The sequence below is a fragment of the Streptomyces sp. NPDC016469 genome, from assembly GCF_040632905.1.
In the GTDB taxonomy this organism is placed as follows: Bacteria; Actinomycetota; Actinomycetes; order Streptomycetales; family Streptomycetaceae; genus Streptomyces.
Genome location: NZ_JBEYCQ010000018.1, coordinates 16,483 through 41,752, shown reverse-complemented (window position 1 = coordinate 41,752; position 25,270 = coordinate 16,483). Strand labels below are relative to the sequence as shown.

28 protein-coding genes, 5 tRNA genes and 2 pseudogenes are annotated in these 25,270 nt (G+C 71.5%); 9 read left to right on the top strand and 26 right to left on the bottom strand.

The window, feature by feature from the left end; genetic code table 11:
* Nucleotides 1–97 precede the first annotated feature (97 nt).
* Nucleotides 98–307 (bottom strand): hypothetical protein, encoded by a 210-nt coding sequence (locus ABZ565_RS21435; RefSeq protein ID WP_018102403.1) that lies wholly within the window; start codon nucleotides 305–307, stop codon nucleotides 98–100.
* 436 nt (nucleotides 308–743) lie between these two features.
* Nucleotides 744–1,025, bottom strand: a complete 282-nt coding sequence (locus ABZ565_RS21430; protein WP_026242487.1) for an acylphosphatase — start codon at nucleotides 1,023–1,025, stop codon at nucleotides 744–746.
* 142 nt (nucleotides 1,026–1,167) lie between these two features.
* Between ABZ565_RS21430 and ABZ565_RS21425 the strand changes: the two genes are divergently transcribed.
* A complete protein-coding gene (locus ABZ565_RS21425; protein WP_361029033.1) occupies nucleotides 1,168–2,178 on the top strand; it encodes a CAP domain-containing protein in 1,011 nt (336 codons plus the stop codon).
* Nucleotides 2,179–2,276: 98 nt separating this feature from the next.
* Nucleotides 2,277–2,678 carry a helix-turn-helix domain-containing protein gene (locus ABZ565_RS21420; RefSeq protein WP_361029030.1) on the top strand — a complete coding sequence of 134 codons (402 nt, stop codon included), beginning with the start codon at nucleotides 2,277–2,279 and terminating at the stop codon, nucleotides 2,676–2,678.
* Here the strand turns inward: ABZ565_RS21420 and mutM are convergent.
* The 9 genes from mutM to ABZ565_RS21375 all read right to left on the bottom strand — a co-directional run bounded on the left by mutM (nucleotide 2,675) and on the right by ABZ565_RS21375 (nucleotide 11,817).
* Nucleotides 2,675–3,535: a bifunctional DNA-formamidopyrimidine glycosylase/DNA-(apurinic or apyrimidinic site) lyase gene (mutM, locus tag ABZ565_RS21415; protein WP_361029027.1), complete on the bottom strand. Its 861-nt coding sequence runs from the start codon at nucleotides 3,533–3,535 to the stop codon at nucleotides 2,675–2,677. The two genes, ABZ565_RS21420 and mutM, sit on opposite strands and share 4 nt — an antisense overlap.
* A gap of 83 nt (nucleotides 3,536–3,618) precedes the next feature.
* Nucleotides 3,619–4,443 carry a ribonuclease III gene (rnc, locus tag ABZ565_RS21410; protein ID WP_026171428.1) on the bottom strand — a complete coding sequence of 275 codons (825 nt, stop codon included), beginning with the start codon at nucleotides 4,441–4,443 and terminating at the stop codon, nucleotides 3,619–3,621.
* A 19-nt stretch (nucleotides 4,444–4,462) separates the two neighbouring features.
* A complete protein-coding gene (gene rpmF / locus ABZ565_RS21405) occupies nucleotides 4,463–4,636 on the bottom strand; it encodes a 50S ribosomal protein L32 (RefSeq protein ID WP_003965982.1) in 174 nt (57 codons plus the stop codon).
* Between the two features lie 2 nt (nucleotides 4,637–4,638).
* Entirely contained in the window at nucleotides 4,639–5,247 is a 609-nt protein-coding gene (locus tag ABZ565_RS21400) for a DUF177 domain-containing protein (protein ID WP_361029024.1), read from the bottom strand.
* Between the two features lie 203 nt (nucleotides 5,248–5,450).
* Nucleotides 5,451–6,554 carry an ATP synthase F0 subunit B gene (locus ABZ565_RS21395; protein WP_361029021.1) on the bottom strand — a complete coding sequence of 368 codons (1,104 nt, stop codon included), beginning with the start codon at nucleotides 6,552–6,554 and terminating at the stop codon, nucleotides 5,451–5,453.
* A 110-nt stretch (nucleotides 6,555–6,664) separates the two neighbouring features.
* Entirely contained in the window at nucleotides 6,665–7,144 is a 480-nt protein-coding gene (gene coaD / locus ABZ565_RS21390) for a pantetheine-phosphate adenylyltransferase (RefSeq protein ID WP_361029018.1), read from the bottom strand.
* A gap of 26 nt (nucleotides 7,145–7,170) precedes the next feature.
* Nucleotides 7,171–7,755, bottom strand: coding sequence for a 16S rRNA (guanine(966)-N(2))-methyltransferase RsmD (gene rsmD, locus ABZ565_RS21385; protein ID WP_361029015.1), 585 nt, complete (start codon nucleotides 7,753–7,755; stop codon nucleotides 7,171–7,173).
* A 102-nt stretch (nucleotides 7,756–7,857) separates the two neighbouring features.
* On the bottom strand, nucleotides 7,858–10,116 hold the full coding sequence (gene recG, locus ABZ565_RS21380; protein ID WP_361029012.1) for an ATP-dependent DNA helicase RecG: 2,259 nt from the start codon (nucleotides 10,114–10,116) through the stop codon (nucleotides 7,858–7,860).
* A gap of 63 nt (nucleotides 10,117–10,179) precedes the next feature.
* Nucleotides 10,180–11,817, bottom strand: coding sequence for a DAK2 domain-containing protein (locus ABZ565_RS21375; RefSeq protein ID WP_361029009.1), 1,638 nt, complete (start codon nucleotides 11,815–11,817; stop codon nucleotides 10,180–10,182).
* Nucleotides 11,818–12,097: 280 nt separating this feature from the next.
* On the opposite strand from ABZ565_RS21375, the gene rpmB reads away from it, so the two are divergent.
* On the top strand, nucleotides 12,098–12,283 hold the full coding sequence (gene rpmB, locus ABZ565_RS21370; RefSeq protein WP_003965989.1) for a 50S ribosomal protein L28: 186 nt from the start codon (nucleotides 12,098–12,100) through the stop codon (nucleotides 12,281–12,283).
* 85 nt (nucleotides 12,284–12,368) lie between these two features.
* Here the strand turns inward: rpmB and thiD are convergent, their stop codons facing one another.
* Together thiD and ABZ565_RS21360 are read right to left on the bottom strand one after the other, a co-directional pair.
* Nucleotides 12,369–13,181, bottom strand: coding sequence for a bifunctional hydroxymethylpyrimidine kinase/phosphomethylpyrimidine kinase (thiD, locus tag ABZ565_RS21365; protein WP_361029006.1), 813 nt, complete (start codon nucleotides 13,179–13,181; stop codon nucleotides 12,369–12,371).
* Between the two features lie 30 nt (nucleotides 13,182–13,211).
* Nucleotides 13,212–14,180 (bottom strand): thiamine-phosphate kinase, encoded by a 969-nt coding sequence (locus tag ABZ565_RS21360; RefSeq protein ID WP_361029003.1) that lies wholly within the window; start codon nucleotides 14,178–14,180, stop codon nucleotides 13,212–13,214.
* 239 nt (nucleotides 14,181–14,419) lie between these two features.
* Between ABZ565_RS21360 and ABZ565_RS21355 the strand changes: the two genes are divergently transcribed.
* Both ABZ565_RS21355 and ABZ565_RS21350 read left to right on the top strand, forming a co-directional pair.
* Nucleotides 14,420–14,653, top strand: coding sequence for an Lrp/AsnC ligand binding domain-containing protein (locus ABZ565_RS21355; RefSeq protein ID WP_361029000.1), 234 nt, complete (start codon nucleotides 14,420–14,422; stop codon nucleotides 14,651–14,653).
* A gap of 20 nt (nucleotides 14,654–14,673) precedes the next feature.
* Complete coding sequence (locus ABZ565_RS21350; RefSeq protein ID WP_361028997.1) at nucleotides 14,674–15,159, top strand: DUF3515 domain-containing protein; 486 nt, start codon at nucleotides 14,674–14,676, stop codon at nucleotides 15,157–15,159.
* 50 nt (nucleotides 15,160–15,209) lie between these two features.
* Here ABZ565_RS21350 and ABZ565_RS21345 read toward each other — a convergent pair whose 3' ends face one another.
* The 3 genes from ABZ565_RS21345 to ABZ565_RS21335 all read right to left on the bottom strand — a co-directional run bounded on the left by ABZ565_RS21345 (nucleotide 15,210) and on the right by ABZ565_RS21335 (nucleotide 18,206).
* A complete protein-coding gene (locus ABZ565_RS21345) occupies nucleotides 15,210–16,367 on the bottom strand; it encodes a D-alanine--D-alanine ligase family protein (RefSeq protein ID WP_361028994.1) in 1,158 nt (385 codons plus the stop codon).
* A gap of 79 nt (nucleotides 16,368–16,446) precedes the next feature.
* Nucleotides 16,447–17,457 carry an NAD(P)H-dependent glycerol-3-phosphate dehydrogenase gene (locus tag ABZ565_RS21340; RefSeq protein WP_361028991.1) on the bottom strand — a complete coding sequence of 337 codons (1,011 nt, stop codon included), beginning with the start codon at nucleotides 17,455–17,457 and terminating at the stop codon, nucleotides 16,447–16,449.
* The gene (locus ABZ565_RS21335) at nucleotides 17,454–18,206 is read right to left on the bottom strand and encodes a lysophospholipid acyltransferase family protein (protein WP_361028988.1); all 753 of its coding nucleotides are present in this window, start codon (nucleotides 18,204–18,206) and stop codon (nucleotides 17,454–17,456) included. Before ABZ565_RS21335 ends, ABZ565_RS21340 begins: the two co-directional genes overlap by 4 nt.
* Before the next feature lie 162 nt (nucleotides 18,207–18,368).
* Between ABZ565_RS21335 and cofC the strand changes: the two genes are divergently transcribed.
* Both cofC and ABZ565_RS21325 read left to right on the top strand, forming a co-directional pair.
* Nucleotides 18,369–19,052, top strand: a complete 684-nt coding sequence (gene cofC, locus ABZ565_RS21330) for a 2-phospho-L-lactate guanylyltransferase (protein ID WP_361028985.1) — start codon at nucleotides 18,369–18,371, stop codon at nucleotides 19,050–19,052.
* Nucleotides 19,053–19,097: 45 nt separating this feature from the next.
* Nucleotides 19,098–19,301: a hypothetical protein gene (locus ABZ565_RS21325; protein ID WP_018102423.1), complete on the top strand. Its 204-nt coding sequence runs from the start codon at nucleotides 19,098–19,100 to the stop codon at nucleotides 19,299–19,301.
* A 101-nt stretch (nucleotides 19,302–19,402) separates the two neighbouring features.
* Here ABZ565_RS21325 and ABZ565_RS21320 read toward each other — a convergent pair whose 3' ends face one another.
* From ABZ565_RS21320 to leuC, 4 genes are all read right to left on the bottom strand, one after another.
* Nucleotides 19,403–20,068: an HU family DNA-binding protein gene (locus ABZ565_RS21320; RefSeq protein WP_361028982.1), complete on the bottom strand. Its 666-nt coding sequence runs from the start codon at nucleotides 20,066–20,068 to the stop codon at nucleotides 19,403–19,405.
* 142 nt (nucleotides 20,069–20,210) lie between these two features.
* On the bottom strand, nucleotides 20,211–20,438 hold the full coding sequence (locus tag ABZ565_RS21315; RefSeq protein WP_361028979.1) for a hypothetical protein: 228 nt from the start codon (nucleotides 20,436–20,438) through the stop codon (nucleotides 20,211–20,213).
* A gap of 104 nt (nucleotides 20,439–20,542) precedes the next feature.
* Nucleotides 20,543–21,136 carry a 3-isopropylmalate dehydratase small subunit gene (gene leuD / locus ABZ565_RS21310; protein ID WP_361028976.1) on the bottom strand — a complete coding sequence of 198 codons (594 nt, stop codon included), beginning with the start codon at nucleotides 21,134–21,136 and terminating at the stop codon, nucleotides 20,543–20,545.
* A 2-nt stretch (nucleotides 21,137–21,138) separates the two neighbouring features.
* A complete protein-coding gene (gene leuC / locus ABZ565_RS21305; RefSeq protein ID WP_361028973.1) occupies nucleotides 21,139–22,566 on the bottom strand; it encodes a 3-isopropylmalate dehydratase large subunit in 1,428 nt (475 codons plus the stop codon).
* Nucleotides 22,567–22,740: 174 nt separating this feature from the next.
* Between leuC and ndgR the strand changes: the two genes are divergently transcribed.
* Nucleotides 22,741–23,457, top strand: coding sequence for an IclR family transcriptional regulator NdgR (gene ndgR, locus ABZ565_RS21300; RefSeq protein WP_026237628.1), 717 nt, complete (start codon nucleotides 22,741–22,743; stop codon nucleotides 23,455–23,457).
* A gap of 82 nt (nucleotides 23,458–23,539) precedes the next feature.
* Here the strand turns inward: ndgR and ABZ565_RS21295 are convergent.
* Nucleotides 23,540–24,025, bottom strand: a pseudogene (locus ABZ565_RS21295) (DUF4188 domain-containing protein).
* On the opposite strand from ABZ565_RS21295, the pseudogene ABZ565_RS21290 reads away from it, so the two are divergent.
* Nucleotides 23,978–24,636 (top strand): annotated as a pseudogene (locus tag ABZ565_RS21290) (MerR family transcriptional regulator); the annotation flags it as partial. The pseudogenes ABZ565_RS21295 and ABZ565_RS21290 sit on opposite strands and share 48 nt — an antisense overlap.
* Nucleotides 24,637–24,716: 80 nt before the next feature.
* On the opposite strand, the gene ABZ565_RS21285 reads toward ABZ565_RS21290, so the two are convergent.
* The 5 genes from ABZ565_RS21285 to ABZ565_RS21265 all read right to left on the bottom strand — a co-directional run bounded on the left by ABZ565_RS21285 (nucleotide 24,717) and on the right by ABZ565_RS21265 (nucleotide 25,205).
* Nucleotides 24,717–24,789 (bottom strand) — tRNA-Glu (locus tag ABZ565_RS21285).
* Between the two features lie 27 nt (nucleotides 24,790–24,816).
* Nucleotides 24,817–24,888: transfer RNA gene (locus ABZ565_RS21280), tRNA-Gln, on the bottom strand.
* A 12-nt stretch (nucleotides 24,889–24,900) separates the two neighbouring features.
* Nucleotides 24,901–24,973, bottom strand: a tRNA-Glu gene (locus ABZ565_RS21275).
* Between the two features lie 60 nt (nucleotides 24,974–25,033).
* A tRNA-Glu gene (locus tag ABZ565_RS21270) sits at nucleotides 25,034–25,106 on the bottom strand.
* A gap of 27 nt (nucleotides 25,107–25,133) precedes the next feature.
* Nucleotides 25,134–25,205, bottom strand: a tRNA-Gln gene (locus tag ABZ565_RS21265).
* Between the last annotated feature and the right edge of the window lie 65 nt (nucleotides 25,206–25,270).

The following is a 25,270-nucleotide window of genomic DNA, read 5'->3' as shown; positions in this document are numbered from 1 at the left end:
GCGTCCCTGTGATTCTGCGGATCAGGCGGTACCGCACACGGGCCCGCGGCCTGACGGAGAATGCGGGCGTGCCGTGCGGGTCAGGTCGCCGTGCGGGTCAGGTCAGTGCCGGCTCCGCCTGGGGTACGTCGATGTCGATGCTGTCGAGCAGCGACTGGTGCTGAGCGGCGGCGTTGAGCGCGTCGTTCTCCTCCTGAATCCGTACGAGCTCGGATTCGAGGTCCTGGACGCGCTGCTGGAGCCGTCGCATCTCGGCGAGGAGTCGCGGGTCGGAACCGCCGACGTAACCGAGAAGCGCCTTTGCCATGATGGATGGTCCTCCACAATGAGTGACCGACCGATGCGGTGTGGGTCGTGAGGGATCGCACCCGCGGTGTTCGGCAGTGCTCACTGACACTGCTGTCCTGCTGCCTACCAGCTCTGCCGAACAGCTGAGGTGCGCGGGGATTTCAGAGTCTCACCAAAAAGTTTGACGGTCAACACGATCACACCCCGCAGAGGCGGGCGTCCCGGGGCGCGCGGCGAGACGATCATGCGGCGCGGCTCTCCGACGGGGCCCTCAGGGGTACGGAGATCATCCTTAGGGCGGCAGCCTGGCATGCCGGCCGAATCTTGGCAACCATCAGGACATTCCGCAGGTCATTTCATGTGTACGCGCGACGGGGGCGAATGCCGTCACCGCCCGCCGCACCTCGAACACGGGCCGAACACGAGCCGCTTTCGCGGGCCTTTCTGGAGCGGTCTCAGCGGATCGCGAATCCCTCGTAACCACCGCGCGGCGTGTCCCATATCTCAGTGACGCCGTCCACGCGGCCGGGTGTGTCGTCGGAGCGGAGCCAGTCGAGAAGACGGTGGCAATTCTCACGCCGGCCCTCCGCCACGACCTGTACCCGGCCGTCGTCCAGATTGAGGGCGAAACCGGTGAGGCCACCGATCTCCAAAGCGTTTGCCCTGGTGAACCAGCGGAAGCCTACTTGCTGTACTCGGCCGCGTACCCAAGCAGTGAGGCGCACATCTTCGTTCATGCCCGAACGCTATCGGTCCCCTTGCTTTCGGAGCACGTCCCGGCGAAACGCCATGGCGTACAGTCCCCTCGCAAAAGCTTCACTCGTTCGGGTGAGCAGGGGCGTCGAAAACGGCGTCCAGGTCGTCAGAAGGGCACAGCAGATGGGACGCCATCGACGCAGCGCCGCAGCCCCCGCCGCCGAGGAACAGGCGGACGGGGCCTCGGCCGGGCACCGCGGGACGGGCCGCAGGAAGCGGTCCGCCATCCCCCTGCGCACCGGACTCATAGGCGTCTCGGCGGCCGTGGCCGTCGGCGCCGTCGCCGTGGCGTCGGGTCTGCTGCCCGGCGGGGACGGCTACACCGTGGGCGGCGGTCCGGCCGCCGACCAGATCCGCTCCCAGGCCGCCCCGGACCTGCTCACCCAGGGAGGCATCACCGCGTCGCCCTCCGACCGCTCCTCCGCTTCAGCACCGGCGAGCCGCGGCACCGACCGCCCCGACGCGCCCAAGAAGTCGCGTTCCGCGGCGTCGAAGCCCTCCGAATCGGCCTCGCCCAGGGCCGCCCACTCGCCCTCCGCTTCCGCCTCGCCCTCGAAGACGGCCGCGCCCTCCACGTCCGCATCGCCGTCGAAGACCGCATCCGGCAAGAAGGCGTCGGCCGGGAAGAAGGAGCCGGCCAAGCCCTCCTCCCCGTCCTCGAAGGCTCCGGCCACCAAGGCCGCGAAGAGCTCGGCGCCGGCCGCCCCGAAGCCCTCCGCGCCGGCCCCGTCGAAGAGCAGCGCGCCGAAGAGCACCGCCGCCTCGGCCCAGGCAGCGATCCTGGCCCTCGTCAACGAGGAGCGCGGCAAGGTCGGGTGCAGCCCGGTCACCGCGAGCGCGTCGCTCGCCTCGCTCGCCCAGGACTTCAGCGACGACATGGCGGCCCGCGGCTTCTTCGACCACACCGACCCCGACGGCAAGACCCCCTGGGACCGGGCGGACGCGGCCGGCGTCCCGGGCCTCGGCGGCGAGAACATCGCCCGCGGACAGGCCGACGCGCAGGCCGTGATGGACGCCTGGATGAACAGCGACGGCCACCGCGCAAACATTCTCAATTGCGATTACAAGACGCTCGGCGTCGGCGTCCACTACGGGGCCGGCGGCCCCTGGTGGACCCAGGACTTCGGCTTCTGACCCGAGCCACCGCCGTACGCACCACCTCGTACGCCCCACTCGCCTCCCCGGGACCACACTGACTCAGGGAAAGCGCTGTGCGGGCGTACGCTGGTTTCATGGACCAGTTCACCGCACCGGAGACGTCGGCGACGGACGACTTGCCCTTCGACGTGTTCTCGAAGCAGTGCCCCTCGCGCGGCCTGCTCGAACACGCGACCGGCCGCTGGGGGGCCCTCACGCTCGGCGCCCTGTACGAGGAGAGCCTGCGCTTCAACGCGCTGCGCCGCAAGGTCGACGGGGTGAGCGAGAAGATGCTGTCCCAGACGCTGCACGCGCTGGAGCGGGACGGCCTGGTGCACCGCGAGGCCCAGCCCGTCAACCCGCCCCGCGTCGACTACGAGCTCACCCCGCTGGGCCAGGAGGTCGCGGAGCGGCTGCTCGGCCTGATCCACTTCGTGGAGGGCCGGATGCCCGAGGTCCTGGCGGCCCGGGCCCGCTACGACGCCCGCGAGAGCTAGGGCCGCACACGCGGCGGGCGCTGGCAGCGGGGGCAGTAGTAGCTGGACCGGTTCATCCAGGGGCGCCGTGCCATCGGCGTACCGCAGCGGTGGCAGGGCTCGCCCTCGCGGCCGTAGGCGTCGAGCGAGCGGTCGAAGTAGCCCGACTCGCCGTTCACGTTCACATAGAGGCTGTCGAAGCTGGTGCCGCCCTGGGCCAGCGCCGCGTCCATCACGTCGCGGACGTGGCCGAGGAGTTCGGCGGACTTGGGGCGGGTGAGCGTCGCGGTCGGCCGGTCATAGTGCAGCCGGGCGCGCCACAGCGCCTCGTCCGCGTAGATGTTGCCGACCCCGCTGATCAGCGACTGGTCGAGCAGCGCGCGCTTGACCGTCGTACGGCGCAGCCGCAGCGCCGTGTGGAAGGCGGCGTCGTCGAACGCCGGGTCCAGGGGGTCGCGGGCGATGTGCCCGATGATGTCGGGCAGCCCGTCCGGGGTGTTCTCGTGGAGCGAGAGCCCGCCGAAGGTGCGCTGGTCCACGAAGCGCAGCTCGGTGCCGACCGCGTCGGCGAACCTGATCCTGACCCGCAGATGCTTCTCGTCCGGCGCCCCCTCCGGCTGGACGAGCAGCTGACCGCTCATGCCCAGGTGGCCGAGGAGCGAGTCGGCGGCCTCGTCCAGCGGCACCCACAGGTACTTGCCCCGGCGCATCGCCGTCCCGAACCGCGCCCCCGTGAGCCGGGCCGCGAAGTCCACGCCGCCCGCGAGGTGGCGGCGGACCGCCCGCGGGTGCAGGACCTCGACCTCACCGGCCGTCCGTCCGGCGACCCAGCGCTCCAGACCTCGGCGGACGACTTCGACCTCGGGCAGTTCGGGCACGGAGAGGCTCCTGGGGCGAGAAGGCGTACAGAGAAAAGGGAGAACCCCCCGGCGCGCGGTGGCGCCGGGGGGTTCTCCGCAGGTCAGGCCGGAGCGACGTCCGTGGACGGCGCGGGGTCGGCAGGGGTGTCGGCGGCCCCTCCGTCGGCAGCGGCCTTGGCCGCGGCCTCCCGCGCCTCGGCGGCGGCGGTGATCTCCCGCCAGGCGGACTCGGCCGCCTGCTGCTCCGCTTCCTTCTTGCTACGGCCGGTGCCGGTGCCGTACGAGACACCACCGACGCGAGCAGCAGCAGTAAAGGTCTTCTCGTGGTCCGGGCCGGTCTCCGTGACGAGGTACTCGGGGACTCCGAGGCTCTCGCTCGCGGTGAGCTCCTGGAGGCTGGTCTTCCAGTCCAGGCCGGCGCCGAGGTTCGAGGACCTGTCGATCAGCGGGTCGAAGAGCCGGTGGACCAGCTCGGACGCCGCGTCGAGGCCCTGATCGAGATAGACCGCGCCGATCACCGCTTCCAGGGTGTCGGCGAGGATGGAAGCCTTGTCCCGGCCCCCCGTGCCCTCTTCACCGCGGCCGAGCCGGATGAAGGAGCCGAGTTCGAGGCCGCGGCCCACTTCCGCAAGCGCACGCGAGTTGACCACCGCGGCCCGCAGCTTGGCCAGCTGGCCTTCGGGCAGATCGGGGTGGGTGCGGTACAGCGTGTCCGTGACCACCAGACCGAGCACGGAGTCCCCGAGGAACTCCAGCCGCTCGTTGGTGGGCAGACCGCCGTTCTCGTACGCGTACGAACGGTGGGTCAGCGCACGCACCAGAAGGGCGGACTCGAGTTGGTACCCGAGCCGCCCTTCCAGAAGCGTGTGGGACGAGGCTGTGTTGACGTTGTCTGCCTGCTTCTTGGCGTGGGACAACTCAGACATCGGGCCTCTCACCAGCCGCTCAGACCTCGAGGACCTGGCGCTTGTTGTACGTGCCGCAGCTGGGGCACGCGATGTGCTGCAGCTTCGGCTCCTGGCAGCGCTCGCACGAAACCAGGGTGGGGACCGCAGCCTTCCACTGCGACCGGCGGTGGCGCGTGTTGCTGCGCGACATCTTCCGCTTCGGAACAGCCACGGCTACTTCTCCTGCTTCTTGTCGACGCCGGGTGCGGCGCCGCCCATGTTGTCCTTCTCGCCGTCCTGAACGGTCTCGGCGAGTCCTTGCAGTGCCGCCCAACGAGCGTCGACGGCATCGTGGTGGTGGCCGGGATTCTCGTCCAGCCTGACTCCGCACTCGGAGCACAGACCGGCACAGGATTCCTTGCACACCGGCTGCATCGGCAGTGCGAGCACCACCGCATCACGCAGCACCGGCTCGAGGTCGAACAGGCCGTCCTCGAGAAAAAGCCTGTCCTCGTCGTCCTCGGCGTCGTCGACCGGGTCCGCGGGCTTGCCGTGGTTCCGGTCATCGGCGTCAGGGTACGAGAACATCTCCTGGAAGTCCGCCTCGACCTCGCGGCTCAGCGGCTCCAGACACCTTACGCACTCCCCCTCGACCGTCGCACGGGCGGTCCCGGTGACGAGCACGCCCTCCATGACGGATTCGAGACGGAGGTCCAGCTTCACGGGCGCGCCTTCCGGCACTCCGATGACGCCGCCGATACCGAGGTCGGCGGGGGCGTCCGCCGTGCGGGTCAGCCGCTTCATGGCACCGGGACGCCGGCCCAGCTCGTGCGTGTCGAACACGAGGGGGTTTCGGTGGTCGAGGTGGCCGTTCAGGGCTTCTCCTGCTTTCGGATCGAACGCGTCACGCGTGGTGGGAGGGGGCCGGCCCGTCCGGAGTCGAAGCGGGCAGCCGGGATCGCGGACATACGCGCGACCGAAGAGCCAGGATACTGGACACATCGCCCAGCTCCCAATCCGGCCCCGGCCGGCCCGTCCCCGGAGGGTCAGCGCTCCTGTTCGTAGCGGCGCAGCTGGTCCAGGTCGATCATGCTGGTGTCGAAGAGGCTGGTCTCGTCCAGGGCGCCCTCGCCGTGCTGCGGGACGGGCTGCTGGGGCGGGGCCGGCTGCTGCCAGGCGTCGTAACCGCCCTGCGCCTGCATCGCGTCCTGCGCCTGGCCCTGGTCGTAGCCCTGCTGCTGGTAGGCCGCGTACGGGTCGGGCTGCTGCTGGTAGCCGTAGACGTCCTGCTGGGGCTGGGCCGCCTGGTAGGCGTCCTGCTGCTGGTCCTGGTAGCCGTAGCCCTGGGCGTACTGCGGTTCCGGCTGGGCGTACTGCGGCTCGGTCCGGTGCGGGGCCTGGAGTGGCTGCGGGGCGGCGACCTCGGCCAGTCCGGCCCAGTGGTCCTCGTCGCTGGTGTGCCCTTGGTCGCCGGCCGCGTCCTGGGCGGCGATGTGCGCGCCGAGCTCGTCGGTGGCGACCCGGCCGTGCAGCTTCTGCCGGCCCCGGCCGACGGCCTCCAGGGTCTTGGCGAGCACCGCCTCGAAGGCGCCGAGCTTGGTGTCCACGTACGCGTCGGCGCGTTGGCGGAGCGTATCCGGGTCGGTGCTGCGCTCGGGCGCCTCGGCGAAGTCCGGGTCCTCGTAGCCCTGCTCGTCGAAGCCCTGGCCGCGGCCGAGGAGCTTCTCGCGGCCCCGGTCGACGGAGCCGATGGTCTTGGTGAGGACGACCTCGAAGTTGGCGAGCTTGCTGTCGACGTACTCGTCGGCCTCGGCGCGGACCTCGTCGGCCTCCTTGCGGGCCTCGGCGAGGATGCGGTCCGCCTCGGCCTGGGAGCGCCGGGCGATCTCGGTGCCGGCGATCAGGGCGGTGCGCTCGGCGTGGGCGTTCTCGATGATGCGGCCGGCCTCCTGGCGGGCCTGCTCCACCAGCTGCTCGTGGCCGCCGATGACCTCCGCGGCCTGGGCGAGCGAGCCGGGCAGGGCCTCGCGCACCTCCTCGAGCATCGCGAGCAGTTCGGCGCGGTTGACCACGCAGGACGCCGACATGGGCATGGACCGGGCGTTCCCGACCGTCGCGACGATCTCGTCCAGCTTCTTCTGCACGTCCACCGTGTGCTCGCCACTCTCTACTGCCGGTTGGAGACGGACGGGACGACTGTACGGCCAGTCGGCGCCCGCCCGACACCTGCGGTGCGTACGGCTGACGCGCTGTCAGTGGCTCAGCGCTGTGCGAGGCGTTCGCTCAGGGCCCGCTGGACGACCGGCGGCAGCAGGTGGGAGACGTCGCCGCCCCAGGCGGCGACCTCCTTGACCAGGGAGGACGACAGGAAGCTGTAGGTGGGGTTGGTCGGCACGAAGAGCGTCTCGACGCCGGAAAGGCCGTTGTTCATCTGGGCCATCTGGAGTTCGTAGTCGAAGTCGCTGACGGCCCGCAGGCCCTTCACGATCGCCGGGATGTCACGCTGCTTGCAGAAGTCCACGAGCAGGCCGTGGAAGGCCTCGACCTGGACGTTGCCGAACTCGGCGGTGACCTCGCGGATGAGCTCGATCCGCTCCTCGACCGTGAACAGGCCCTTCTTGGACTGGTTGATCATCACCGCGACGTGCACGACGTCGTACAGCTTCGAGGCTCGGCCGATGATGTCGAGATGTCCGTTGGTGATGGGGTCGAACGACCCCGGGCATACGGCGCGGCGCAACTTGATTCCCTCGCTCTCCGGTCCGGTCATCGTGCGTCTTCGCACGTGGCGGCGGCGCGACCGTACCAAAGCGTCCCCTCGCCGTAGCGACGGGCCCGCAATGGCTCGAAACCCTTGGGCCAGCTGAATTCTCCGCCTCTGGTGCTGCGTTCCACGGTGACGAGTGCGTCGCCCGTGAGCCACCCCTGGGTACGGAGTGTGAGCAGGATCTCGCGGAGATCGTCGTCGGTGACGGCGTACGGCGGGTCCAGGAAGACCACGTCGTACGGATCGGCCGGTGCCGGACCCGTCACGATCTGTTCGGCCTTGCCGCCGCGGACCTCGGCGCCGGGCAGGCCGAGGGTGCGGGCGTTCTCCTTGACGGTGCGCAGGGCCTTGGCGTCGGCCTCCACGAGCAGGGCGTGGGCGGCGCCCCGGGAGAGCGCTTCGAGGCCGACGGCGCCGGAGCCGGCGTAGAGGTCGGCGACCCGGATGGAGTCGAGGGTGCCCAGGAGCGCCTGCCAGGTGGAGAACAGGCCCTCGCGTGCGCGGTCGGATGTGGGCCGGGTGCCGGTGCCGGGCGGGACGGCCAGGCGGCGTCCGCCGGCCACGCCTGCGATCACGCGGGTCATGGGTGACTGGTCCTCGGGTCGGGGCGGCGCGCGGGGTGCCGTGGGCGCCGTACCTCCCACGATATGGCGTCGGGGAGGACGGGGCGCCCGGGGCGGGCGGGCTCACCCCTTGTCCAGGTACTCCTCGCGCTCCTTGTCGAGCAGGGCGTCCAGGGCAGTGCGCAGCTCGGGCAGGTGCTCCAGCCCGGGGTCGGCGGCGACGACGGCGACGGCCTCCTGGCGGGCGGCGGCGATGACCTCCTCGTCGTCGATGACGTTCAGGACGCGCAGCGAGGAGCGCACTCCGGACTGGGCCTGGCCGAGCACATCGCCCTCGCGGCGCTGTTCGAGGTCGATACGGGAGAGCTCGAAGCCGTCCAGGGTCGCGGCGACGGCGGAGAGCCGGGCGCGGGCGGGGCTCGCCTCGTGGGCCTCGGTGACCAGCAGGCAGAGCCCGGGGGCGGAGCCGCGGCCGACCCGGCCGCGCAGCTGGTGCAGCTGGGAGACGCCGAAGCGGTCGGCGTCCATGATGACCATCGCGGTGGCGTTGGGGACGTTGACGCCGACCTCGATGACGGTGGTGGCGACCAGGACGTCGACGTCGCCGGCGGCGAAGCGGCGCATGACGTCGTCCTTGTCGTCGGGCTGCATCCTGCCGTGCAGCACCTCGACGCGCAGTCCGTTCAGGGGGCCCTTGGCGAGCTGTTCGGCGATCTCCAGGACGGCGAGCGGGGGCCGCTTGTCACCGTCCTCCTCGGCTGCCTTCTTCCCCTTCTTCTTGGCGGGATCGTCCTCGTCGTCCCCGATGCGGGGGCAGACGACGTACGCCTGGTGGCCGTTCTCCACCTCCTCGCGGACCCGTTCCCAGGCGCGGCTGAGGAAGTGCGGCTTGTCCTTGGCGGGGACGACGTGGCTGGCGATGGGCGAGCGGCCGGCCGGGAGCTGGTCGAGGACGGAGGTCTCCAGGTCCCCGAAGACGGTCATGGCGACGGTACGGGGAATGGGCGTCGCGGTCATGACGAGGAGGTGGGGCGGTTGCTTGCCCTTCGAGCGGAGGGCATCACGCTGCTCGACCCCGAAGCGGTGCTGTTCGTCCACGACGACCAGGCCGAGGTCGTGGAACTTGACCTTGTCCTCGATCAGGGCGTGCGTCCCGATGACGATGCCGGCCTCACCGGTGACCAGGTCGAGCAGGGCCTGCCGGCGGGCGGCGGTGCCCATGGACCCGGTGAGCAGCACGACCTTGGTGCCCTGGCCGGCCCCGCCGAGCGCCCGCCCGTCGCCCGCCCACCGCCCCTCATCGAGAGGCGCTTCGCGCCACAGGCCCCAATGCTCGGCCAGCTCCCCCATCATCTCGGAGATCGACCGGTGGTGCTGCTGCGCCAGGACCTCGGTGGGCGCGAGCATGGCGGCCTGGCCGCCCGCGTCGACCACGGCGAGCATGGCGCGCAGGGCCACCATGGTCTTCCCGGAGCCGACCTCGCCCTGGAGGAGGCGGTGCATGGGGTGTTCGGTGGCGAGGTCGTCGAAGATCTCCTTGGAGACCTTCTGCTGGCCGTCGGTGAGGGTGAAGGGGAGCTTCGCGTCGAATGCGTCGAGGAGGCCGCCGGGGGTGGGCCTGCGGGCGACGGCGGGGAGCTGGGTGTCGGCGTACCTGCGGCGGGCCAGGGCGACCTGGAGGACGAACGCCTCGTCCCACTTGAGCCGGTCCCGGGCCGCTGCCACGTCGGCCTTGGTGGCCGGACGGTGGATCTTCAGCAGGGCCTCGGGCAGCGAGGTGAAGCCGCGGCCCTCGCGCAGGGCTTCGGGGAGCGGGTCGACGGCCTCGCGGGCGCTGGGCAGCACGGCGTCGACCGCCTTGGCGATCCGCCAGGAGTCGAGCTGCTTGCAGGCGGGGTAGATCGGCAGCAGCTTGCCCGCGAAGGCGTCCACCGCCTCGGTCGCCTCGTCGGTGTCGGCAGCGTCGAGCAGTTGGTACGTGGGGTGGGCGAGCTGCATCTTCCGGTTGAAGACCGAGACCTTGCCGGCGAACATCGCACGCCGGCCGGGCAGCAGCTCCTTGTGCGGCTTGTGGACGCCGTGGCCGAAGAAGACGAGCTGGAGGCGGCCGTGGCCGTCGGTGAGGGTCACTTCGAGGCGCTTGCCGCGTCCACCGTTGAAGGTGAGGACGCGGGCGTCGGCGACCTGGGCGACGACCGTGACGTGCTCGTCCAGCGGGAGGTCGGTCAGCGCCGTGAGCCGGCCGCGCTCCTCGTACCGGCGCGGGTAGTGATGCAGGAGATCACCGACCGTGTGCAGGTCGAGGTGCTCGGCCATCACCTTCGCGGTGGGACCGCCCAGCAGCTTCTTCAGGGGTTCGTCGAACGCAGACACGCGGTCCATTGCACACCACGCCAGTGACAGTTGTCCGTCGGGCGCCGTCCCGGGCCCGTCGGTGCGCCGGTCCTACTCCACCCCGATCAGCAGCGGCGCGCCCTGGTGGCCGCCGCGGTAGGTCGTCGTGTCCACCGCCAGGTGACCCCGGCGGACGTGCGTTTCCAGGGCTTCGGCCAGCGTGGGCGGGGTGTTCTCGCCCAGGACCAGGGTGACCAGCTCGCCGCCGGCCGCGAGCATCCGGTCCAGCACCTTGCGGGCCGTGCCGGGGACGTCCTGGCCGATGACCGCCACGTCGCCGTCGATGAGGCCGAGGATGTCCCCGGCCTGGCAGATGCCCGCCGTGGTCCAGGACTGCCGCTCGGCGACGGCCAGTTCGGCGTAGCGGGTGGCGCCGGCGGCCGAGGTCATCGCGACCACGTCCTCGTCGAAGCTGCGGTCCGGCTCATGGACGGCGAGGGCCGCGATGCCCTGGACGGCGGCCCGGGTCGGGATGACGGCGACCCGGACGCCCCGGGCCCTGGCCTGCTCGGCGGCGGCGGCCGCGGTGTGGCGCAGGTCCGCGTCGTTCGGGAGCAGGACCACCTCGCGGGCGTGGGCGCGGCGGATGGCGTCGGCCAGTTCGCCGCTGGCCGGCGGTTCGCCGGGCCGCGCGAGCACGGTCGTCGCGCCGGCCTCCCGGCAGAGGGCGGCCAGCCCGTCGCCCGGGACGACCACGACGACCGCGCGCCCGGCGGGCTCGGGGCGGGCGTGGGCGCGGTCGGCGGCGAAGTGGGTGATGCGGATGCGGTACGGCCGGCCGGCCTCGACGCCCGCCTCGACCGCGGCGCCGGCGTCGTCCACATGGACGTGGACGTTCCACAGGCCGTCGCCGCCGACCACGACCAGGGAGTCGCCGAGGGCGTCCAGCCGGGCGCGCAGCCGCTCGACGGCCTCGTCCCCGGCCTCCAGCAGGTAGATGACCTCGAAGGCGGGGCCGGCCCCGGCCCCGTCGTCGCCCGCCGGGCACTCCGCGTCCTCGCCGCCGGCCGGGACGAACGGGACGGGGGCCTCGTACGGCCGCTCCGGGCCCCGCCCCGAGACGGCTTCGACCAGGGCCCCGAGGAGGGTGACCAGGCCGCGCCCGCCGGCGTCGACCACCCCGGCCCTGGCGAGGGCGGGGAGCTGTCCGGGCGTCGCGTCCAGCGCGGTGCGGGCGCCCTCGTAGGCGGCCCGGGCCACCTCCGCCGTGTCCGCGCCGGGCGCCGCTCGTCCGGCGGCGGCCGCGGCCCGGTCCGCGACGGTGAGGACGGTGCCCTCGACGGGGTGGGCGACCGCCTCGCGGGCCCAGGCGGCGGCCCGGTCGAGGGCGAGGCGCATCCGGTCGCCGCCGGTGCCCTCCGCGAGGACGCCGGCCATGCCGCGCAGGAGCTGGGCGAGGATCGTGCCGGAGTTGCCGCGGGCGCCGATGAGGGCGCCGTGGGCCATGGCCCGTACCGCGTCCGCCGCGGAGGGCACCGAGGTGCCGGTCTCGTGGGCGGCGAAGACCGCTTCCACGGCGGCCGCCGCGGATTCCACGGTGAGGTAGAGGTTGGTGCCGGTGTCCCCGTCGGCCACGGGATAGACGTTGATCGCGTCGATCGCCTCCCGCTCCCGGCCGAGCGCTTCGAGGGCCAGGGAGCACCAGCTCCGTACCGCGACGGCATCCGGTTCGTCGGCGGTCTGCGGCACCTCGGGTCCTCCTCGGACGGGACTCGGAACGGGGACTCGTGACGGGGGCGGGGCGGCTGGCTGCACCGCAGATTAGTCCCGGTCGGGGGGTGCGGGCGGTCCGGGGGCCGGGAGGGCGGGGGCGGAAGACATGGTAGTTTCGTATCTCCGGAGCAGGCGTTGTATGCTGCTTCGGTTGCCCGACGAAAGTCGGGACATTCCCCCGGTACCGCCACTTCAGTCCCTGAATCCGGCGTACCGGAATTCACTGTAAGTGCACCTGAAGTCTTTGGAGTGACCCGTGGCTGCCAACTGCGACGTTTGCGGCAAGGGGCCGAGCTTCGGCAACAGCATTTCGCACTCGCACCGCCGTACGTCCCGTCGCTGGAACCCCAACATCCAGCGCGTGCGTGCCGTGGTCGGTCGGACGCCGAAGCGGCTCAACGTCTGCACCTCGTGCATCAAGGCCGGCAAGGTCGCGCGCTGACGTTCCCGTCGTAGCGCAGCCTTACCGGTTGCCCGAAAAGCCGGTCCACCTCGGTGGACCGGCTTTTTGCTGTGCCCTTGCGGAGCTACGGGGTGTTCAGGGAGTCCCGCCAGCCGTGGCGGACCGGGCCGATGCCCGCGCCCAGCGGGAAGCCCGCCTCGATCGCCCCCGTGACGTACGCCTTCGCGGCCCGGACCGCCTCCGGAACCCCGGCCCCCCGCGCCAGGTGGCTTGCGATGGCGGAGGCGAGGGTGCAGCCGGTGCCGTGGGTGTGCCGGTTGTCGTGGCGGGGGGCGCGCAGCCAGTGCTCCTCGCTGCCGTCGGTGAGCAGGTCGACGGGCTCGCCGGGCAGGTGGCCGCCCTTGATCACGACCCAGCGGGGCCCGAAGGCGAGCAGCGCGCCGGCGGCCCGGCGCATTCCGGCCTCGTCGGTGACGGTGATGCCCGTGAGCTGCGCCACCTCGTCCAGGTTGGGCGTCGCCACGGTCGCGACGGGGAGCAGCTTCGTACGGACGGATTCGAGGGCGTCGGCGGCGAGGAGCGGGTCGCCGTGCTTGGAGACGCCGACCGGGTCCACGACGACGGGTGCCCCGGTGTCCGCGAGGAGTTCCGCGACGGTCTCCACGAGCGGCGCGGACGCCAGCATCCCGGTCTTGACCGCGTCGACGCCGATGTCGTCCACGACGCTGCGGTACTGGGCGCGGACCGCCTCGGCGGGCAGTTCCCAGGCGCCCTGGACGCCGAGCGAGTTCTGCGCGGTGACGGCGGTGAGCACGCTCATCCCGTGCGTGCCCAGCGCGAGCATCGTCTTGAGGTCGGCCTGGATGCCCGCACCGCCGCCGGAGTCGGATCCGGCGACGGTGAGCACGCGGGGGGGTACGGAGGTGGTTATCGGCATACGCCGCAATCTACTAGCGCCGGACAGGGCCTAGGCGTCCTCGATGTCCCCGAAGTGGTCCCAGCCGTTCTTGCTGGTCCAGGGCGCCCCGTCGACCGTCACCTGGGGCAGCGCCGAGGGGTTCAGTACCTCGCCGATCACCTTCCAGCGGGCCGGCAGCTTCACGTCGGGCGGGAAGGTCGCGACGATCGCGTGGTCCTCGCCGCCGGTCAGCACCCACTGCATGGGGTCGACGCCGACGGCCTGCCCGATGTCCGACATCTGGGACGGGACGTCGATGAGCCCGGACCGCAGGTCGATGCGGACCTTGCTGGCCTCGGCGATGTGCCCGAGGTCGGCGACGAGCCCGTCGCTGACGTCGGTCATGGCGGTGGCCCCGAGCCCGGCGGCCGCGGGCCCCGCGTGGTACGGCGGCTCGGGGCGGCGGTGGGCCTCCACGAAGGCGCGCGGCGAGCGGAAGCCCCGGGAGAGCACGGCGTACCCGGCGGCGGACCAGCCGAGCCAGCCGGTGACGGCGACGACGTCCCCGGGCTGGGCGCCGGCCCGGGTGACGGGTTCGTGGTTGCGCAGGTCGCCGAGCGCGGTGATCGCGACGGTGATGAGGTCGCCGCGCACGACGTCCCCGCCGACCACGGCAGCCCCCGCGACCTGGCACTCGTCGCGCAGTCCGTCCATCAGCTCGGCGGCCCAGGTGACCGGGAGTTCGGCGGGGACGACGAGGCCGAGCAGGAGCGCGGTGGGCACGGCGCCCATGGCGGCGATGTCGGCGAGGTTCTGCGCGGCGGCCTTGCGGCCCACGTCGTACGCCGTCGACCAGTCGCGCCGGAAGTGCCGTCCCTCCAGCAGGATGTCCGTGCTGGCCACGACCCTGCGGTCGGGGGCCGTCACGACCGCGGCGTCGTCGCCCGGGCCGAGCCGGACCGCCGGAGTGGTGGTGAGCCGGGACGTGAGCTCCCTGATGAGCCCGAACTCCCCCAACTCGCCCACGGTTGCCTTCACCGAGTGTCACCTCTCATCTGTCGGGCCGGACGCTCCGGCCTGTCCCCCGTGCGCGCCGCCCCACTCGCGGTCGCGTGCCGTCTTGGCTGTCGGTACTGTCAAGAGTTACGTCAACTTGCGCGTTCTGTACGCCACGCTGATGACGTCATCCGGCTCGCGGGTCTCCCCGCTCCGCGCGGCGACGCGATAACGTGGCGTCCCTTTCCCCCACATGATCCTCGTGGCGCCCTGGAGGTTCCGTGGTACAGGCGTACATCCTCATCCAGACCGAGGTGGGCAAGGCGTCGACCGTCGCCGAGACCATTTCCAAGCTCCCGGGAGTCATCCAGGCAGAAGACGTCACCGGTCCCTACGACGTGATCGTGCGCGCCCAGGCCGACACGGTGGACGAGCTCGGGCGCATGGTGGTGGCGCGGGTCCAGCAAGTGGACGGCATCACCCGAACCCTGACCTGCCCGGTCGTTCACCTGTAGCCCCCGTCTACGCTGGGCCGGTGACGTCCTCCAGCCGCCGGCTCCTCCACCCCGTGCTCCTCGCTCCGTCCGCCGCCCTGGTGCTGCTGACGGCGGGCTGTTCCGGGGGCGACGCGACGGCGTCGGTCACGGTGCCCTCCCCGTCCCCGGAAGCCGCAGCCTACTGCCGCGCACTGGACAGGGAACTGCCGGACACCGTCGCCGGTCTGGAGCGGAGTGACCCCGAACCCGCCTCGGCGCTGACCGCCGGGTGGGGGGACGGGGCGATCGTACTGCGCTGCGGTGTGGAACGCCCCGCGAAGATGGACGACGACCAGTCGAAGGGCATCACCGCGAGCGGGGTCAACTGGATGCTGGAGCAGCGGGAGGGCGACGGCCCCCGGCTGACGACGACCCTGCGCGAGACGTACGTCGAGGTGTCGCTCTCGGAGGCGTACGCGCATGACACGACCCCGCTCGCGGCGTTCGCCCCGGCGGTGAAGAAGACGGTTCCGAACCGGTTGTAGGGTGTGCGCTCCTCGCGGGGAGCGCACACCCTTCGCCGTGTTCCGCCGCTTCAGCGCAGGCCGGTCGGCCGGTTCAGCGCGGCCTGGATGAGCCGGTCCACCAGCTGCGGGTAGCTGACACCGCTCTCCTGCCACATGCGCGGGTACATGGAGATCGGGGTGAAGCCCGGCAGGGTGTTGATCTCGTTGATGACGAAGCCGCCGTCCTCGGTGAGGAAGAAGTCGGCGCGCACCAGGCCCTCGCAGGAGCACGCGTCGAAGGCTTCGACGGCGAGCCGCTGGACCTCGGCGGTCTGCTCCTCGGTGAGCGGCGCCGGCACGATCCCGGAGGCGGCGTCGATGTACTTGGCCTCGAAGTCGTAGAAGTCGTGCGCGGTGACCGGCGGGATCTCGGCCGGCACGCTGGCGCGCGGCCCGTCCTCGAACTCCAGGACGCCGCACTCGATCTCGCGGCCCCTCAGCAGCGACTCGACCAGGAACTTCGGGTCGTGACGGCGGGCCTCCTCGATGGCCGCGTCGAGACCGGAGGCGTCCTCGACCTTGGTGATGCCGATGGACGAGCCGGCCCGGGCGGGCTTGATGAAGAGCGGCCAGCCGTGCTCGGCGGCGAAGCCGGTGATGCGCTCGCGGGCGGCGGCGGGGTCGTTGTCCCACTCGCGGGGGCGGACCACCAGGTACGGGCCGACCGGGAGGCCGAAGGAGGTGAAGACCCGCTTCATGTACTCCTTGTCCTGGCCGACGGCCGAGGCGAGGACGCCCGCGCCCACGTACGGCACACCGGACAGTTCCAGGAGTCCCTGGAGGGTGCCGTCCTCGCCGTACGGGCCGTGCAGGACGGGGAAGACGACGTCGACCTCGCCGAGCGCCTTGGGCACCGCGCCGGGCTCGGTGTAGACCACTTCGCGGCTGCCGGGGTCGACGGAGAGCACGACCCCGCCCTCCTCGGACTCGGCCAGCTGCGCCACGTCCGGCATGGTCCGGTTCGTGATGGCCATGCGTTCGGGTTCGTCGGCGGTGAGCGCCCAGCGGCCGTCCGTCGTGATGCCGATCGGCAGGACGTCGTACGCGGTCCGGTCGATGGCGTTCAGGACGGCGCCGGCCGTGACCACCGAAATGCCGTGTTCGGAGCTGCGGCCGCCGAACACGACGGCCACGCGCGGCTTGCGGAGCTGCTGCTCCGGGCTCTGGGGGAGGTTCTCGCTGCTCATATCGCGATGAGCGTACCTGCTGGTACCGGTAGCGTCAGCGCGGCACGGGCCGCCCGGGGCGGGTGGGCCCCGAGTGGCCTCAGTGCCGTTCGGCCTTGGCGCTGCGCGACATGAGCTCCTTGACCGCGACCTTCGGCGGCTTGCCCTCGTGGACGATGCCGACGATGGTCTCGGTCAGCGGCATCTCGACGCCGTGCCTGCGGGCCAGGTCGAGCACCGATTCGCAGGACTTGACGCCCTCGGCGGTCTGCTTGGTGGCGGCGATGGTCTCCTGGAGCGTCATGCCCCGGCCGAGGTTGGTGCCGAAGGTGTGGTTGCGGGAGAGCGGCGAGGAGCAGGTGGCCACCAGGTCGCCGAGGCCGGCGAGTCCGGAGAACGTCAGCGGGTCGGCGCCCATGGCCACGCCCAGCCGGATCGTCTCGGCGAGGCCGCGGGTGATGAGCGAGCCCTTGGCGTTGTCGCCGAGCCCCATGCCGTCCGCGATGCCGACGGCCAGACCGATGACGTTCTTGACGGCGCCGCCGAGTTCGCAGCCGACCACGTCGGTGCTGGTGTACGGCCGGAAGTACGGGGTGTGGCAGGCGGCCTGGAGGCGCTGGGCGACGGTCTCGTCCCGGCAGGCGACGACGGCCGCGGCGGGGCGGCGCTCGGCGATCTCCTTGGCGAGGTTGGGTCCGGTGATCACGGCGATACGGTCCGGGGAGACCTGGGTGACGTCCTCGATGACCTCGCTCATCCGCTTGGCGGTGCCGAGTTCGACGCCCTTCATGAGGGAGACGAGCACCGTCTGCGGCTCCAGGTGCGGGGCCCAGCCGGCGAGGTTGGCGCGCAGCGTCTGGGAGGGCACGACGAGCACCGCGTAGTCGGCGCCGCGCAGCGCCTCGGCCGCGTCCGTGGTGGCCCGGACCGAGGCGGGCAGCTCGATGCCCGGCAGGTACTCGGGGTTGGTACGGGTGGTGTTGACGGCCTCCACGACCTCGGCCCGGCGGCCCCAGAGCGTCACTTCGCAGCCCGCGTCCGCGAGGACGACGGCGAAGGCGGTACCCCAGGAGCCGGTTCCGAAGACGGCGGCCTTCGCGGGGTGCGTCACGTGAGTCCCTCTCCTTGGGCCTTGCGCCGCTGTTCGGCGCGGGCCTTGCGGTGATCGTAGGGCTCGGCGGGTGCCTGCTGCCCGCGGATCTCCTCCAGTTGCGCGGTGACCGCCCGCATGATCACCTCGGTCGCCTCGCGCAGCACCTCGGGCGTCGGCTCCTGGCCGTAGAAGCGGGAGAGGTCGACGGGCGGCCCGGCCTTGACCCGGAGGGTCTTGCGGGGCAGGAGGCGCACCTTCTTCTCCCTGGCGTAGGGCGGCATCACCTCGTTGGCGCCCCACTGCGCGACCGGGATGACGGGGGCCCGGGTCATCAACGCGACGCGGGCGGCGCCGGTCTTGCCGGCCATCGGCCACATGTCGGGGTCGCGGGTGAGGGTGCCCTCGGGGTAGAAGCAGACGCACTCGCCGCGCTCGATGGCGCCGACGGCGGCACGGAAGGCGTCCATCGCGTTGGTGGTCTCGCGGTACACGGGGATCTGGCCGGTGCCGCGCAGCATCGTGCCGATGAAGGCACCCTTGAAGAGCCCCGCCTTGGCCAGGAAACGCGGCACGCGGCCGGTGTTGTACTGGAAGTGCCCGTACGAGAGCGGGTCCAGGTACGAGTTGTGGTTGACCGCTGTGATGAATCCGCCGTCGGCCGGAATGTGTTCCGTTCCCCGCCAGTCGCGCTTGAACAGAACCACCAGCGGCGGTTTCGCGATGACCGCCGCCAGGCGGTACCAGAAGCCGATTCTGCGGCGGGACACTCGGACACCTTTCCTCTGTGAACAAGACCGTGGAGCTGTCTGCTGTCTGACTACCGAGGGTCAAGTCTCGCCCCAGGCCGCTGCTCTGTCGAGAACACCGTACGCCTCGCCCCGGGGAGCGACCCTCCGGGTCGGCGCACCGGCAGGCGAGAATAGGCGGCGATGCGTATCGAGGGAGGGACCGCCACGAACACCGACCCGGCCGGCCGCTGGTCGCTGGTCGTCCCGTTGAAGCCCCTGGCGCGGGCCAAGAGCAGGCTGGCGCCCGCCTCCGGCGCTCTGTTGCGCCCCCGGCTCGCCCTCGCCTTCGCCCGGGACACGGTGGCCGCCGCGCTGTCCTGCCCGGATGTGGCGGATGTGGTGGTCGTCACGGACGACTCGGTGGCGGGGGCGGCGCTGGCCGCGCTCGGCGCCCTGGTCGTGCCCGATACCCCGGGGTCGGGGCTCAACGCGGCCCTCGCGCACGGTGAGCGGGCGGTCAGGGCGGGCAGGCCCCGGGCGCCGCTGGCCGCGCTCAACGCGGATCTGCCCGCACTGCGTCCAGCGGAATTGTCCCGGGTCCTCGAATTCTCTGCCGCTTTTCCCCGCGCATTTGTTCCCGATGCGGCGGGAATCGGGACCACATTTCTGTCGGCCGCCCCGGGGGTGGAATTGCGGCCCGCTTTCGGCGGCCCGTCGCGGGTGCGCCATCTGGCGTCGGGCGCGGTGGAAATCACGCTGCCGGGGATCGATTCGGTGCGCCGGGACGTGGACACCGGTGACGACCTGCGGGCGGCGCTGGACCTGGGCGTCGGCCCGTTCACGGCGGGCCGCTGGGCCGCGGGCTCGGTCGGCCGGGACCGCTAGCACTGCTGCGGGGCGACCCCGGCACCGCAGCGCTAGTCTGCTCGCATGCAGGCGACCTCGTACACATACGACCCCGAGACGCGGAGCGGCAGTGTGCTGCTCGATGACGGCACCCCGGTGGACTTCGACGCGGCGGCCTTCGACGCGGGCGGCCTGCGGCTGCTGCGGCCGGGGCAGCGGGTGCGGATCGAGGGCGAGGGCGAGGGGGCCGGGCTGCGGATCAGCCTGGTGACGCTTCAGACGTTCTGAGCCTACTGAGCCTTCCGGGGGGTGTTCCCCGGACAGCCCGCGGGCCGGGCTCCCCGAGGGGAGCCCGGCCCGGCGCGTGTGGGGGCCTGTGCGGCCCGGTCTCACTTCTTGCGCGCGGTGGCCTTCTTGGCCGTGGTCTTGCGCGCGGTCGTCTTCTTCGCGGGCGCCTTCTTCGCCGTGGTCTTCTTGGCGGGCGCGGTCGTGGCGGCGGTGGTCTTCTTGGCCGCCGTCGACTTCGCCGCCGCCGGGGTGGCCTTCTTCGCGGCGGCCGTCGTCTTCTTCGCCGGCGACGTCTTCGTCGCGGTGGTCTTCTTGGCCGCGGCGGTGGTCTTCTTCGCCGGGGTGGCCTTCTTGGCGGTGGCCTTCTTCGCCACGGCCTTCTTCGCGGTGGCCTTCTTGGCCGCGGCCTTGGCCGTCGTACGGGCGGAAGAGCCGCCGGAGAGGCTGCCCTTGGGGGCCTTCTTCACGGCCACGTCGTTCTTGGGCAGCTTCTTGGAGCCGCTGACCAGGTCCTTGAAGCCCTGGCCCGCGCGGAAGCGGGGCACCGAGGTCTTCTTGACCCGCACGCGCTCACCCGTCTGCGGGTTGCGCGCGTAGCGGGCGGGGCGGTCGACCTTCTCGAACGAGCCGAAGCCGGTGACCGAGACCCGGTCCCCCGCGACAACCGCACGGACGATCGCGTCGAGCACCGCGTCGACGGCGTCCGCGGCCTGCTGCCGGCCGCCGACCTTGTCGGCAATCGCTTCTACGAGCTGCGCCTTGTTCACGTCTTCCCCTTCGGAGACATTGCCGGAACGAATCTGTCCGGCTTTTTCGCACGTTAGGCAGATATATACCGCAAATCAAACACGAAACGGGCTAATCACCCTAGTGCCGCAACGAAGTCGACCGCTGCGCAGTTCTGCGGAGTCAGTCACCTTCGGGGAATCGGCCCTCGTCGAGGTCCTTCATCAACCGCTCCAGACGCCTTGCCGCGCCCGGAAGATCGTGCTTCGCCGTGGCCGTGACGACCAACAGCTTCCGGTTCAACGCCATCCTTACGCCGTCCGGGACTTGCAGTGCGCGCACCCGGGAGTGCGCTTCCTTCAATTGGTCGGCGACTTGGCCGTAAATCTTGAGTTGGCTGTCGCGTTCCATGCACCGATTGTGCCATCTGGGGCGAGTTGTCGCCCGACGGGGTCCCAACAAACGACTGCGCCCCCTACCAGAAGGCAGGGGGCGCAGTCCTGAAAACGCGCTGATCAGGCCGGAATTGTGCGGGGCTTGTGGCCCGGCCGGGCCGCCTCGTAAGCCGCGATGTCGGCTTCGTTCTGAAGGGTGAGGCTGATGTCGTCCAGGCCGTTCAGCAGCCGCCAGCGGGCGTTCTCGTCCAGCTCGAAGTCGGCGGTGATGCCCTCGGCGCGGACCTGCCGGGCCTCCAGGTCGACCGTCACCTCGGCCGTCGGGTCGGCCTCCGTCAGCTCCCAGAGGGCGTCGACGATCTTCTGGTCCAGGACCACGGTCAGCAGACCGTTCTTCAGCGAGTTGCCGCGGAAGATGTCGGCGAACCGGGAGGAGATGACGGCCTTGAAGCCGTAGTTCTGGAGCGCCCAGACCGCGTGCTCGCGGGAGGAGCCGGTGCCGAAGTCGGGGCCGGCGACCAGGACCGACGCGCCCTGGCGCTCGGGGCGGTTGAGGACGAAGGTCTCGTCCTTCCGCCACGCCTCGAAGAGGCCGTCCTCGAAGCCGTCCCGGGTGACCTTCTTGAGCCAGTGGGCGGGGATGATCTGGTCGGTGTCGACGTTGCTGCGGCGCAGCGGAACGGCCCGGCCGGTGTGCGTGGTGAAGGCTTCCATGGTTATCGGACTCCGGCAGGCGTACGGGCGTCGGACAGGTCGGCGGGCGAGGCCAGGTGGCCCAGCACCGCGGTGGCGGCGGCCACCTGCGGGGAGACCAGGTGCGTACGGCCGCCCTTGCCCTGCCGCCCCTCGAAGTTGCGGTTCGAGGTGGAGGCGGAGCGCTCGCCGGGGGCCAGCTGGTCGGGGTTCATGCCGAGGCACATCGAGCAGCCCGCGTGCCGCCATTCGGCGCCGGCGGCGGTGAAGACCTTGTCCAGGCCCTCGTCGACCGCCTGGAGGGCGACCCGGACGGAGCCGGGGACGACCAGCATCCGTACGCCGTCGGCGACTTTGCGGCCGTCCAGGATCGCGGCGGCGTTGCGCAGGTCCTCGATGCGGCCGTTGGTGCAGGAGCCTACGAAGACGGTGTCGACGCCGATCTCGCGCAGCGGCTGGCCCGCGGTCAACCCCATGTACTCCAGGGCCTTTTCGGCGGCGTTGCGCTCCGAGGCGTCCTCGTACGAAGCCGGGTCGGGGACGTTGGCCGACAGCGGCGCGCCCTGGCCGGGGTTGGTGCCCCAGGTGACGAACGGCGCCAGCTCGGCGGCCTCGATGACCACCTCGGCGTCGAAGACCGCGTCGTCGTCGGTGCGCAGCGTCTTCCAGTAGGCGACGGCGGCGTCCCAGTCCTCGCCCTGCGGGGCGTGGTCGCGGCCCTGCAGGTAGTCGAAGGTGGTCCGGTCGGGAGCGATCATGCCCGCCCGCGCACCGGCCTCGATCGACATGTTGCAGATGGTCATCCGGGCCTCCATCGAGAGCTTCTCGATGGCGGAGCCGCGGTATTCGAGGATGTAGCCCTGGCCGCCGCCGGTGCCGATCCGGGCGATGATCGCGAGGATCAGGTCCTTGGCGGTGACGTCCTCGGGCAGTTCGCCGTCAACGGTGATCGCCATCGTCTTCGGGCGGGCCATCGGCAGCGTCTGGGTGGCCAGCACGTGCTCGACCTGGCTGGTGCCGATGCCGAACGCGAGGGCGCCGAACGCGCCGTGCGTGGAGGTGTGGGAGTCGCCGCAGACCACGGTGGTGCCGGGCTGGGTCAGACCCAGCTGCGGGCCGACCACGTGCACGACGCCCTGCTCGACGTCGCCCAGCGGGTGCAGCCGGACGCCGAACTCCGCGCAGTTCTTCCGCAGCGTCTCCAGCTGGGCGCGGGAGACCGGGTCGGCGATCGGCTTGTCGATGTCGAGGGTCGGGGTGTTGTGGTCCTCGGTGGCGATGGTGAGGTCGAGCCGCCGCACCGGGCGCCCGGCCTGCCGCAGGCCGTCGAACGCCTGGGGACTGGTCACCTCGTGCAGCAGGTGCAGATCGATGAAGAGGAGGTCGGGCTCGCCCTCGGCGCGCCGGACGACATGGTCGTCCCAAACCTTCTCCGCGAGTGTCCTACCCATCGCTTTCCCTCCGGCCGGCGTCATCGCCGGCCCAACTAGAGATTCGGTGCGCCCCCGTCCGGACCCCCGTACGGGGCGGTGGCTACGGGCCGTTGTGGGGCCGCCGGTACAGGTTCGCAACTTCCGGGGAAAATTGAACTTGCGTTTCACAGAGTGAGACGCGAGTATCGTCGTATGGACAACTCTAGCGGCGTCGGCGTTCTCGACAAGGCGGCTCTGGTATTGAGCGCCCTGGAGTCCGGGCCGGCCACCCTCGCCGGGCTGGTCGCGGCGACCGGGCTCGCACGACCCACGGCCCACCGGCTGGCCGTGGCACTGGAACACCACCGGATGGTGGCGAGGGACATGCAGGGCCGGTTCATTCTCGGCCCCCGGCTCTCCGAGCTGGCGGCGGCGGCCGGCGAGGACCGCCTGCTGGCCACGGCCGGGCCGGTGCTCACACATCTGCGCGACATCACCGGCGAGAGCGCCCAGCTCTACCGGCGCCAGGGCGACATGCGCATCTGCGTGGCGGCGGCGGAGCGGCTGTCCGGACTGCGGGACACCGTGCCGGTCGGCTCCACGCTGACCATGAAGGCCGGTTCGTCCGCGCAGATCCTGATGGCCTGGGAGGAGCCGGAGCGGCTGCACCGCGGCCTCCAGGGCGCCCGCTTCACGGCGACGGCGCTCTCCGGCGTACGGCGGCGCGGCTGGGCCCAGTCGATCGGTGAGCGCGAGCCGGGCGTGGCCTCGGTCTCCGCCCCGGTGCGCGGCCCGTCGAACCGCGTGGTCGCCGCGGTCTCGGTCTCCGGACCGATCGAGCGGCTGACCCGCCACCCGGGCCGGATGCACGCCCAGGCGGTCATCGACTCGGCCGCCCGGCTGAGCGAGGCGCTGCGCCGCAGCGGCTGAGCCCCGGCCCCGCCTCCCCTCCCCCGAGGCCGCCCCAGCGTCGTGGCGGCCCCCTCCTCCCCCTTCTCAGCGCCTCACCGCTTCACTTCGCGCCGGATCGATGCGCGAGCCGGTCCGCCGCGCGGCGGCCCCGCCCCCCGACCGGCAGCGACCCGGGCGCCGCGGCCAGTCCGTACGCCGGCATGTCAGCGTAAATGGACTCGTAGCCGCCCCCGGGCACGATGTAGGTCTCGTGCCACAGCCCCACGTGCTGTCGGGACTTCTTCTTCTTGCGGTTGAGCAGCGCCCACGCCCTCCGGTGGAACATGTCGGGCGCCGAGGCGTACGCGTACAGCTTCTCCTTCGACTCCCCGTACTGGACGACTTAGTACGTCCTCGGTGAACCGGACAGCAGGACGTGGCCGAGCAGCCCCCTGGACCTGTCCGCCTTCAGCTCCCGCAGCATCGCCAGCATGACCGGCAGCCAGTGGTGCACGCCCCTGAAACGGTTGATCCGCATGCCGATCAGCAGGACGACCACATCGCCCTCGGCCGCGGCGGTCGTCGCCTCTCGGAGCTGAGCGAGCAGAGCGGCGTCTCGGCCGCGACGATCAAGTACTACCTGCGCGAGGGCCTGTTGCCGCCGGGAGAACGGGTGAGCGCGCCACGCAGGCCGAGTACGGCGAGGGCCATCTGCGCCGGCTGCGCCTGGTCCGGGCGCTGCTCCAGGCGGGCCGGCTGCCCGTGGCCACGGCCCGCGAAGTGCCGGCCCACGTGGACGACGAGTCGCTGGGCCGTACGATCCGCCCGGGCGCGGCCCTCTGGGCGCTGCCGCACGGGCCCGATCCGGACGAGGAGGCCCCCGAGACGGCGGCGGCGCGGGCGGAAGTCGACGCGCTGCTCGACCGGTTGGGCTGGGCCGGCGCCCGGGAGATCGGCGAGCTGTCCCCCGTCTACCGCTCGCTCGTCGCGGGTCCGGCCACGCTCGCCCGCCTCGGCTATCCGTACGAGAGCGCGCACCTGGAGGAGCACGCGCGGCTGATGCACGAGGTGGCCGTCCGGGACCTGGACCTGATGGAGACCTGTCCGAGCCGTTCCCAGCAGGTGGAGATGGCGGTGGCGTCGGCGGTGCTGTACGAGCCGCTGCTGGCGTCGCTGCGCAGGCTGGCCCAGGAGGAGGAGTCGGCCCGGCGGTACGGGTATGGAGCGGGGCGGCCCCGCGCCGCGTACAAGCGAAAGGCCCTTCACCGGAGTGAAGGGCCTTCGCCTCTTGGCTGTTGTACCCCCGACCGGATTCGAACCGGCGCTACTGCCGTGAGAGGGCAGCGTGCTAGGCCGCTACACAACGGGGGCTTGTCCTGCAACTTGCTTCGTACTGCGCTGGGCTACCAGGACTCGAACCTAGAATGACGGTACCAGAAACCGTAGTGTTGCCAATTACACCATAGCCCATGGTGTTGCAAGTACCCCCGACCGGATTCGAACCGGCGCTACTGCCGTGAGAGGGCAGCGTGCTAGGCCGCTACACAACGGGGGCCCTAGCGATCCTGCATCGAGACCGTGGGTGCGACCCAGATGATCTCGCGGGAAGGATCTGTACCCCCGACCGGATTCGAACCGGCGCTACTGCCGTGAGAGGGCAGCGTGCTAGGCCGCTACACAACGGGGGCTTGTCCTGCAACTTGCTTCGTACTGCGCTGGGCTACCAGGACTCGAACCTAGAATGACGGTACCAGAAACCGTAGTGTTGCCAATTACACCATAGCCCACTGAAACGCAACCCCTCGGGGTCTTGTTTCTGTCTGCGCTTCCCGGCCGGATCTTTCGGCCCGCT

Bases quoted from the DNA above. Each gene is read 5' to 3' on its own strand.
- ABZ565_RS21325 (WP_018102423.1), top strand. From the start codon at position 19,098: ATGCAGGCGACCTCGTACACATACGACCCCGAGACGCGGAGCGGCAGT.
- thiD (WP_361029006.1), bottom strand. From the start codon at position 13,181: ATGCCGATAACCACCTCCGTACCCCCCCGCGTGCTCACCGTCGCCGGA.
- cofC (WP_361028985.1), top strand. From the start codon at position 18,369: ATGCGTATCGAGGGAGGGACCGCCACGAACACCGACCCGGCCGGCCGC.
- ABZ565_RS21435 (WP_018102403.1), bottom strand. From the start codon at position 307: ATGGCAAAGGCGCTTCTCGGTTACGTCGGCGGTTCCGACCCGCGACTC.
- rsmD (WP_361029015.1), bottom strand. From the start codon at position 7,755: ATGACCCGCGTGATCGCAGGCGTGGCCGGCGGACGCCGCCTGGCCGTC.
- ndgR (WP_026237628.1), top strand. From the start codon at position 22,741: ATGGACAACTCTAGCGGCGTCGGCGTTCTCGACAAGGCGGCTCTGGTA.
- rnc (WP_026171428.1), bottom strand. From the start codon at position 4,443: ATGTCTGAGTTGTCCCACGCCAAGAAGCAGGCAGACAACGTCAACACA.
- recG (WP_361029012.1), bottom strand. From the start codon at position 10,116: ATGGACCGCGTGTCTGCGTTCGACGAACCCCTGAAGAAGCTGCTGGGC.
- ABZ565_RS21430 (WP_026242487.1), bottom strand. From the start codon at position 1,025: ATGAACGAAGATGTGCGCCTCACTGCTTGGGTACGCGGCCGAGTACAG.
- ABZ565_RS21420 (WP_361029030.1), top strand. From the start codon at position 2,277: ATGGACCAGTTCACCGCACCGGAGACGTCGGCGACGGACGACTTGCCC.
- ABZ565_RS21345 (WP_361028994.1), bottom strand. From the start codon at position 16,367: ATGAGCAGCGAGAACCTCCCCCAGAGCCCGGAGCAGCAGCTCCGCAAG.
- leuD (WP_361028976.1), bottom strand. From the start codon at position 21,136: ATGGAAGCCTTCACCACGCACACCGGCCGGGCCGTTCCGCTGCGCCGC.
- ABZ565_RS21425 (WP_361029033.1), top strand. From the start codon at position 1,168: ATGGGACGCCATCGACGCAGCGCCGCAGCCCCCGCCGCCGAGGAACAG.
- ABZ565_RS21315 (WP_361028979.1), bottom strand. From the start codon at position 20,438: ATGGAACGCGACAGCCAACTCAAGATTTACGGCCAAGTCGCCGACCAA.
- leuC (WP_361028973.1), bottom strand. From the start codon at position 22,566: ATGGGTAGGACACTCGCGGAGAAGGTTTGGGACGACCATGTCGTCCGG.